General features: G+C 58.7%; 5 protein-coding genes. 3 read left to right on the top strand and 2 right to left on the bottom strand.

Features of this window, described 5'->3' with window-relative positions:
* The 3 genes from HKN37_15080 to HKN37_15090 all read left to right on the top strand — a co-directional run.
* The coding region (locus HKN37_15080; protein NNE47973.1) for a hypothetical protein at positions 1-1,763 on the top strand (1,763 nt) is incomplete at its 5' end.
* Positions 1,764-1,796: 33 nt separating this feature from the next.
* Positions 1,797-2,879, top strand: a complete 1,083-nt coding sequence (locus tag HKN37_15085) for an SDR family oxidoreductase (GenBank protein ID NNE47974.1) — start codon at positions 1,797-1,799, stop codon at positions 2,877-2,879.
* A complete protein-coding gene (locus HKN37_15090; protein ID NNE47975.1) occupies positions 2,876-3,337 on the top strand; it encodes a DUF3465 domain-containing protein in 462 nt (153 codons plus the stop codon). Before HKN37_15085 ends, HKN37_15090 begins: the two co-directional genes overlap by 4 nt.
* Before the next feature lie 61 nt (positions 3,338-3,398).
* On the opposite strand, the gene HKN37_15095 is transcribed toward HKN37_15090, so the two are convergent.
* A complete protein-coding gene (locus HKN37_15095; protein ID NNE47976.1) occupies positions 3,399-4,334 on the bottom strand; it encodes a hypothetical protein in 936 nt (311 codons plus the stop codon).
* Positions 4,331-4,886, bottom strand: a 556-nt coding sequence (locus HKN37_15100; protein NNE47977.1) for a phosphoribosylamine--glycine ligase, incomplete at its 5' end; no start/stop codon positions are given. The genes HKN37_15100 and HKN37_15095, both read right to left, overlap by 4 nt.

Raw genomic sequence — 4,886 nt, forward strand, 5'->3', positions numbered from 1 at the left:
TGAGGTTGACCGCCTACCTGACCGATACGGATCAGCCCAATCAGCCGTTGGGCGAGGCCGCTGTCGAAGGTGCGGCGGAAAACCTTTTTGACGTGATCGACGATCTTGTGACGGACCTGCTTGGAGGTCTCATGACCGGGCCTGGAGGTCGACTCCAGAAACTTGCCGTCGGCAGCTCGTCATCGATCGACGCCACGAAAGAATACCTTATCGGTGAGCAGCTGCTACGTGCCGGTCAGTACCGCGAAGCTGCCGCCGCGTATGACCGAGCGGTCGCCATCGATTCGACTTTCGCACTCGCGTACTACAGAAAGAGCGTTGCCGCAGAGTGGATCGACGCGGCAGACATCAGGGCCGTTGCGGACAAGGCGGTCCAGTTCGCGGACAAGCTGTCACAGCGTGATCAGAACCTACTGAAGGCGCTGAGATTCCGCCGACACGGCGAAACGGACAAGAGCGAAAAAATCCTGCGAGATCACCTCCACACGTATCCGGACGAGATCGAGGCGCTTTCGCAGCTAGGCGAGATCTACTTCCACGAGAACCCTCGAGTGGGACGGTCTACTCTTGAAGCGCGCATTCCGTTTGAGCATCTGGTTGAACTCGAAGATGGAAACCTGATCGCGCAGATTCACCTGGCCCGGCTTGATGCCGCCGAGGGTAAGCTCGACCTCCTCGCGCAGCGCGCGGAACTACTTGCAGCCCGGGCACCGGACAGTGAACGTGCAGTCGAAGTGGAGGCCATCTATGCATTTGCGACGAGGGACACGGCCCGGCAGACCCGGGTCCGGGAGAAGCTCTCCAATAGCCCCTGGTTCTACACCTTCTATGCTGCGCACGGCGTGTCCAGATATGCACGGAATGTCCACGGTGCGGCTGACATTCTCGATGCACGATCCTCTAACGATCCGCTTCTGCAGTTCATGGTGCCGGAGCTTCTCATTGCTCGAGGCAAGCTGTCCGAGTACAGACAGTTCATGCAGTCGCCGAACCTGGTTCGCAATCCGACATGGGACGTCACCGAGGCCTTCATCCTGACATCGGGCGTTATCAATCCCGAGCGGCGGGAGCTCATGGACCTGCGCGAGAGAGTACGTCGGGCGGATCCTAACGACGTTCGGAGCAGCGGTTTCGTTCGTCCGCCCGATGATATCACAGTAAGATTCCTTCAGTTTGAAATCGACTTTAACGTGGGACTCCTGTCGGTCTGGCTGGACGACGAGAAAGAAGCTCGTGACGTCCTCGACAGACTTGACGCTGCGGACGAGTTTGACGGCCTGGGGTCGATTCGTAATGACGCAGCAAGGAGCCTCGAGGCGGAGATCCTTTATCGCGCAGGTGATCGAGAGGGAGCGCTTGCACAATTGCGTCAGATTCAATATCAGATTCCGCACTCGGCCACGGTTCGGCCATTCACCGATGGCACGCGGTCACGATTTCTTCGAAGTGAACTCGAGTACGAACTGGGAGACGTCGAAACTGCCAGGAACTTCCTGCTCGGACTTGACCAGAGCTGGAGTCCGCTCGATATGTTCGTTCGTGCTCCGGTCTACGAGCGACTTGGCCAGATTGCCGAGGACCGCGGCGATACCGAGGACGCCATCCGCCAATACAGCCTTCTCCTGGATCAGTGGAGGGAGTGTGACGTGGAGTTGATCCCGCGACGTGAAGAGATCCGCGAGCGTTTGCAGGTACTTCTTGGCCGATCAACCCGAGAGCCGGGCGAACTGGCAGTCCCCGCCGCAGCATCTGCGTCGTCCTGAGTATCCGAAATCGCGGTGGCGTCCTGCACTGCCATGAGAACAATCTTTGTCACCGGCTTCCCCGGATTTCTCGCCTCAGCGCTCATCCCGACACTCGTCCAGCGTAAAGCGTCTCCCCGACGTGTCGACTGCATCGTTCTGCCACACCTACTCGATTCCGCACATCAGCGCGCGCAGGAGATCTCAACGAAAGCCGACTGCGAGATACGTGTCTTTGCAGGCGACATCACAGATATTCGCCTCGGCATGGGAAACGAATACGGGGTCGTCACGAAAGAATGTTCCGAGATCTTTCATCTAGCCGCCATCTATGATCTGGCGGTTGCAAAGGACGTCGCGGAGCGCGTGAACGTCGATGGAACGCGAAACGTACTCGCGTTCGCTACCGACTGCCCCGAACTGGATCGATTTCATCATATCAGTACGTGCTACGTAAGCGGACGATTTGATGGAGTATTTCGCGAGAACGACCTGCAGACAGGTCAGGCTTTTTCGAATCACTATGAATCAACCAAGTTTGAATCTGAAGTACTGGTTCATGATGCTGCCTCATCTGGCTTGCCCACAACGATTTATAGACCCTCGATCGTGTCCGGTGACAGCCACACCGGGCGTACGCAGAAGATGGATGGCCCTTACTTCTTCGTGCAGTGGATGCTCGCTCAACCCCGGATCGCGGTTATGCCGGTATTCGCGGGATCGCGTGAAGCCACAATGAACATCGTACCGTCCGACTACATTACGGCGGCAATTGCAACGCTGAGCACCGGCCGCGATCGTCCTCTCAGGGTTTACAGTCTTGCCGATCCTTCTCCACTGACAATCCCCGCACTCACACAACTGCTGGCGCACGCCACGGGTCGAAGGGTGTTACGCGTACCTGCCACCCGCTGGCTTGCCAGTGCACTTATCAGAAGCGTCTCCCACCTTCACCCCGACATGGACATACCGGGCGAGGCCGTCAACTATCTGGCACACCCAACGCATTATGATTGCAGCAATACGTTGCAAGATCTGGAGGGATCGGGAGTCGCGTGTCCGCCCTTTGCCGAATATGTTGATCGATTGGTGGGATTTGTGCGAGATGAATCCGGTTTCGGAAGGAGACGACTATGAATCGAATCACGCCACCGCGCAGGAGCAGTCCATCACCTCTGCGGGCAGCTTCGTCCTTTGTGGTGCTGGCTCTTGCGGTAGCAATCGTCGGGTGCGGCGGTCGGACGGATTCGGACGTCGGTAAAGACGACCTGCGGGTCATCCGCGACGCATTTGCCGATCAACGTTCCGGCATCATGGTCACTGCGCGCGGCGAAGTGGTGCGGATTCTGTCGGACGATCTGGATGGCTCGAGGCACCAGCGATTCATCGTGAGCCTGGACACCGATCACACCGTCCTTCTGAGCCACAATATCGATCTGGCTCCACGGGTGCCTGTGCAGATCGGTGACTCGGTCGCGTTCCGTGGGCAGTACGAATGGAACGATCGCGGAGGCGTGGTTCACTGGACGCATCGAGACCCCAGCGGTCGACGCGAAGGCGGGTGGATACGATACGGAGAAAGACAATTCAAATAGAGTTGCCTGCGCTCGAGTCCTCCGCAGGTTGAAACCGCCCACCACGTGCGAGCACGTCCGACTATTCGACGCCGAGCGCGATTCTTCCCGAGGAATCAAGCGGCCAGTTAATCACGCGGTCCTGGGCCACGACGTATAGCGACCGCTCGATGACCGCCACATCGACGGCGGTCGATATCGAATTCGGAAGAGTGTATCGCCCCTCCATTCTGCCATTGGCGGAATAAACGGTGAGCTCGCGGCCATGGAGAACCCACAGCATTCGTCCCCAACTGCCAATGCCTGATATCTGTGACAGGCGCCCGGACCCGAACTCGGTCACGAAGCCACCGAAAAGGTCAAACACGACAATGGACTTCAGGCCAGCGTCTGCGACAAACAACCTGTCGCCCATTATCTCCATGTCAACCGGCCGGTCGAGTCGTCCGTAATCCGATTCGTCTCCGATAAACGTGACGAACTGCCGCCCGATGTCCCACTTGGCGACGACGCCGCGGACCTGGTCAATTGCAAACGTCTCATTGGATTCGCTCACAGCGACCGCCACCGGTCTACCCGGAATTCGACCATCGCGCGACTCGTCAACATCGCTCGCACCGGCACCCGCACCGGGCACCGTTGTAGTCGATCGGTAGAGCGGAATCGACTCCACAAGCTGAAACCGACTCGTAAACCGCTGAATTTTGCCGTTGCCAGCGTCCGCGACAGCAATGATCAGCCCGTTTGTCGGGTCGACGTCTGCCGGCTCGTCAAACTCCGACTCCCTCGTGCCCGGTCCGCCAAGAACGTAGGCGTGACGCCCGTCCGGCTGCCGGATATCGACGACGTGGCGGCCGGGATCCGCGATATATAACCGTCCCTCCGTGTCCAACTTGAGTGAGGACGCAGCGGCCAACCCACGGACGATCACAGACCCCTCCGGCATCATCGATGGGTCCTGAGCCGAAGACCCATGCGCAGTCAGGAGCAAGGCGACAATCGCAAGACAGACTCTCATCGGCCCTTCAAGTGCTGGAGTCCTTTCTGCCCGATATCGCGCCGATAAAACATACCGTCGAACTGAATGTGAGGGACGACCTGATATACCCGGTGAAGCGCATCCTGCAGACTGCCACCGACCGCAGTCACGCCCAGAACCCGGCCCCCCGCCGTGAGGATGCTGTCGCCATCAACGGCTGTCCCGGCGTGAACGACAGACACCGCACCTTGCTCGCTCGCCCGCGACAGGCCACGAATCTCCAGTCCTTTCTTGTACGGTCCGGGATACCCGCCAGAGCACAACACCACACACGCTGCCGCTCCTCGTCTATGCTCCACCTGAATCTCGGCGAGGCGGCTTTCTGCGCAGGCGCCAAACAATTCGGCCAGGTCCGACTTCAGGAGTGGAAGCACGACCTGCGCTTCGGGGTCACCCAGTCGGCAATTGTACTCCACCACTCTGGGCCCATCAATGGTGAGCATCAATCCGACATACAGAAATCCGGTATAGGAATGGCCTTCCTCCGCCATCCCGAGAATTGTCGGGCGAATAATCTGATCCACAACAACT

The sequence above is a fragment of the Rhodothermales bacterium genome (assembly GCA_013002345.1).
Lineage (GTDB): Bacteria > Bacteroidota > Rhodothermia > Rhodothermales > JABDKH01 > JABDKH01.

What these genes read in the sequence shown, in the direction of transcription:
- HKN37_15085 (NNE47974.1), top strand. Translation starts at nt 1,797, where the DNA reads ATGAGAACAATCTTTGTCACCGGCTTCCCCGGATTTCTCGCCTCAGCG.
- HKN37_15090 (NNE47975.1), top strand. Translation starts at nt 2,876, where the DNA reads ATGAATCGAATCACGCCACCGCGCAGGAGCAGTCCATCACCTCTGCGG.
- HKN37_15095 (NNE47976.1), bottom strand. Translation starts at nt 4,334, where the DNA reads ATGAGAGTCTGTCTTGCGATTGTCGCCTTGCTCCTGACTGCGCATGGG.